Raw genomic sequence first — 3,690 nt, 5'->3', positions numbered from 1 at the left:
GGCTACATCAATGTTCACAACAACATTTTCCGGTGAAGAAAGACAGCAACAAGAGTGGTGGAATTCTAGCTGATTTTAGGCGACGGTTATACCGAAAAATCACATATCAGTACAATAAATCACAAAAAAAGGCTGAATAGTCAGCCTTTTTTAAGTGTTTGTTAAAACAAGGTTTTACTGGAAAAGACCCAAGTTTTCTTTTGCGTATGCTTCAAATTCAGTACAGCCGCCGACATGTTCCTGGTCGATGAAAATCTGAGGAACGGTTTCTACAGGTTTACCGACTGTTTTTTCAAGATCAGCCTTGCTGATGCCCTCGGCATGGATGTCGACATAACGGTAGTTGAAGTCTTCACGATCTTCTTTCAGCGTGTCTGCCAGCTCTTTGGCACGAACACAGAATGGGCAGCCCGGACGACCGAAAATAACAACGAACATAATCTCTCTCCTTTATTCTGATGCGGTAACTATATCGTGACTGGATGTGATGAGAAAGTGGGATTTATCTCTTGCTGTGATAGATAAAACCGATTGATAGCGAGTTTTCGCTAACAAGGGTGAAAAGGGCGGAAACGAACGAAGTGTGATGAGGTAGTGATTATGGCTGACAAGTACCACGTTCTCGGCAAAATGTTGCTCAGAATCAACATTGCACTCCTTCTAGCGGGCACACTCGATGATAATGAAATAATTCAATAGTGTAATGGAGTGCCTATGTTCCAGTTTATGACGTCTACTCGGATCATATTCGGAGAAGGAGCCCTGAATAATTCACTGTCCTCGCTCAATCAGTTTGGCTATAGCGTCTTGCTGGTGACCGGCAGAGACAGCCAGCGGGCCGATCCGGTGATCAGTTATCTCAAGCAGCAGAATATGCGGTATCAGCAGGTTGCCGTTCATGGCGAGCCGCTGATAGCGATGATCGAAGAAATGGCCGCGATGGGACGTAAGTTCCGGCCGGATATGGTGCTGGCGATTGGTGGTGGCAGTGTGCTGGATGCCGGTAAGGCGTTGGCGGCGATGATCCCGAATCAGGGCAGTGTGTATGACTATGTCGAGGTGGTCGGGCGAAACGTACCGTTGCAGGCCAAGCCCATTCCGTTTATTGCGGTTCCGACCACAGCCGGAACCGGATCGGAAGTCAGCAAGAATGCCGTGCTCCGGTCGGCCCAGGAAAACGTCAAGGTCAGCCTGCGGAGCCCGGATATGCTGGCAGATCTGGCGATTGTCGATCCGACGCTTACTTACGGGATGGATCCGGTTATGACGGGCTGTTGCGGGATGGATGCCTTCAGCCACCTGATGGAAGCCTATGTGTGCGGTGATCCTAATCCGTTGACCGATATGGTGTGTGAAGAAGGGCTGCGCCGTTTGTCCGGGGCGATCCTGGCAGCCAGTGAGGATGATGATCCTCGTGCTCGTGCCGATATGTCATTTGCGGCGATGCTGGGTGGAATGGCCCTGGCAAATGCTAAGCTCGGGGCTGCCCACGGGCTGGCATCTGCACTTGGCGGTCGCCTTGATGCTCCCCACGGGTTGATCACAGCCCAACTTTCTCCGTATGTGATGCAGGAGAATGTACTGGCAGCCAGGGAAGCCGGCAGGGCTGATGTGCTGAACCGCTACCGTCAGCTTGCATGTATCCTGACGGGCAGAATGAATGCCGAAATCATTGACGGCATTCTATGGACCAAGCGGACCCTGAAGCGGCTGAATCTCCCCCCGATTTCGGACTATGGCCTGTGCAATGTCATGTTCAATGAAGTTGCCGAAGATGCGCTGTTGTCGAATGCCATCAAAGGTAATCCGCTGCCACTAAACAAAGCGCGATTGTTGAGTATCCTGGAGCAGATTTGTAACTGTTGTCCGCAAAAGCAGCCAACAGAGCTAGATTCTGCTGATAGGTTGGATAATTAACCGGCAACTTTGATTCCATCTTGACAGAAGCTTAATGATAGAGGTGATTAATCTGTGTTACATTGCGCAGCAATTTTAAATAATCTCTTGTGTGATAAGGATATCCATGAATCAGACCATTGAGACTATTCTCCAGCACCGTTCAATCCGTAAGTTTACGGAACAGCCTGTTTCTGCAGAGCAGTTATCGGCCATTCTTGACAGTGCGATTGCTGCCTCATCGTCTAGCTTCATTCAGTGTGTCAGCATTATCCGGGTGACGGAAACGGACAAACGTGAACAACTGGCCGAGTTCGCCGGTGGTCAGCCCTATGTTGCCTCGGCAGCCGAGTTTTTGGTGTTTTGCGCTGATTTCCAGCGTCATCAGCAAATTCATCCCGAGGCGCAGTTGGGTTTTACAGAGCAGACTCTGATTGGCGCTGTGGATGCGGCCTTGATGGCGCAAAATGCGATGGTGGCGGCTGAATCATTGGGATTAGGCGGGGTGTACATCGGTGGAATTCGTAATAATCCTGATGGCGTTTCGAAATTATTGTCACTTCCGCACCACGTGATCCCATTATTTGGATTATGCTTGGGATATCCGGCGCAACATCCTGAATTGAAGCCAAGATTGCCTCAGTCAATGATTGTGCATCAAAATAGCTACCGGGCCGAGCTGGATAAAGCGCAGCTTGCGCATTATGACAATGAGGTACGCGAATATTATCGAACCCGTACTGGTGGTAACAAAGAAACTTCGTGGTCTGAGCAAATTACAGCAACATTGAATAAAGAGGCTCGGCCATTTATGAAGGACTTTATCAATACTAAAGGTTTTAGCGTTAAATAGTAACAAGACAGAACTAAAGGGCTGAAATTGAGTCCAAAATACTAATTAGCGTATTTGCTTAGATACTGGTTGGCACTATTTCCCTGCCATTTTAGGGCGCGAAAATAGTGCTTCGCAGAGAGGCTACCAGAGACTTACTGCCATCTTCAGGGTGGTTTTAACCAGTATTGTCATTTGCAAATTTTAACAGCGGAATGAGATATGAAACAATTTGGGAAAGTGGCTTGTATTATTTGCCTTGCCACTTTACTGAGTGCTTGCCAAAGCACACCAGAGGGTGAAGAAGGAGTTTCATCTCAGATACATACCGAAAATCTTTTTCAGGGTGCCCTGAAAGCACACCAAATCTGGCAAAAAAAGCTGGAGGGTACCGAGCAGCTGAAAGTCTATTCACCCGATAAGTATGCCTTAATGATGTCGAGCTGGGAAAAGGCGGATTCAATTTTTCAGGAGTTTAAAGATTCGCCAGAGGTGGCATTCAAAAGCTATTCGCTGTTTTCATCATCGACCTACCTTGATCGTTTTTATGAAGACGTTATCGTGTTGGAACAGAGCTTAAAGGAACTCGAGCATTTAAAACGTGTGGCGGATGATGTGCTCGAACCGGCAATTACTCAGATGGGCTACCTGAACTCGATCGATGCCCGCCAGTATTTTCGCAGTGAGTATGTCAGGCTGACACGGTTTTACGCCAAGTTATTTCGCTTGGTAGAAAATAGTGAATTAAGCGATGCCAAAGAAGAACAGGAAGAATTTCTAGAACGTGCGCATAGCTTAGAAATACGGACAATTAAGAAGACCTACATTTCACCTCAGGAAGATGCGTTGCGAAAGCTGCGGCGTGAAGATGTTAAATACTATGCGCCTGTGAGTTATGCCAGAGTCGAGGCGGAGATTTTGAAAGGCAAGGAGCTGGTTGAACGCGCTCCCAGAGCCTTTGA

General features: G+C 48.0%; 3 protein-coding genes and 1 pseudogene. 3 read left to right on the top strand and 1 reads right to left on the bottom strand.

The window, feature by feature from the left end:
* Positions 1–174 precede the first annotated feature (174 nt).
* A complete protein-coding gene (locus MHN01_RS19990; RefSeq protein ID WP_075766514.1) occupies positions 175–438 on the bottom strand; it encodes a GrxA family glutaredoxin in 264 nt (87 codons plus the stop codon).
* 276 nt (positions 439–714) lie between these two features.
* Here MHN01_RS19990 and MHN01_RS19985 point away from each other — a divergent pair, with 276 nt between their 5' ends.
* The 3 genes and pseudogenes from MHN01_RS19985 to MHN01_RS19975 form a co-directional block, all read left to right on the top strand.
* Entirely contained in the window at positions 715–1,917 is a 1,203-nt protein-coding gene (locus MHN01_RS19985) for an iron-containing alcohol dehydrogenase (protein ID WP_239412976.1), read from the top strand.
* A gap of 106 nt (positions 1,918–2,023) precedes the next feature.
* Entirely contained in the window at positions 2,024–2,749 is a 726-nt protein-coding gene (gene nfsA / locus MHN01_RS19980; RefSeq protein WP_239412974.1) for an oxygen-insensitive NADPH nitroreductase, read from the top strand.
* A gap of 201 nt (positions 2,750–2,950) precedes the next feature.
* Positions 2,951–3,690 (top strand): annotated as a pseudogene (locus tag MHN01_RS19975) (hypothetical protein); the annotation flags it as partial.

It is taken from the genome of Photobacterium sp. OFAV2-7, from assembly GCF_022347985.1.
Taxonomy (GTDB): domain Bacteria; phylum Pseudomonadota; class Gammaproteobacteria; order Enterobacterales; family Vibrionaceae; genus Photobacterium.
Note: the sequence above shows the minus strand (reverse complement) of the source record. Positions and strands in the feature narration are given on the sequence as shown.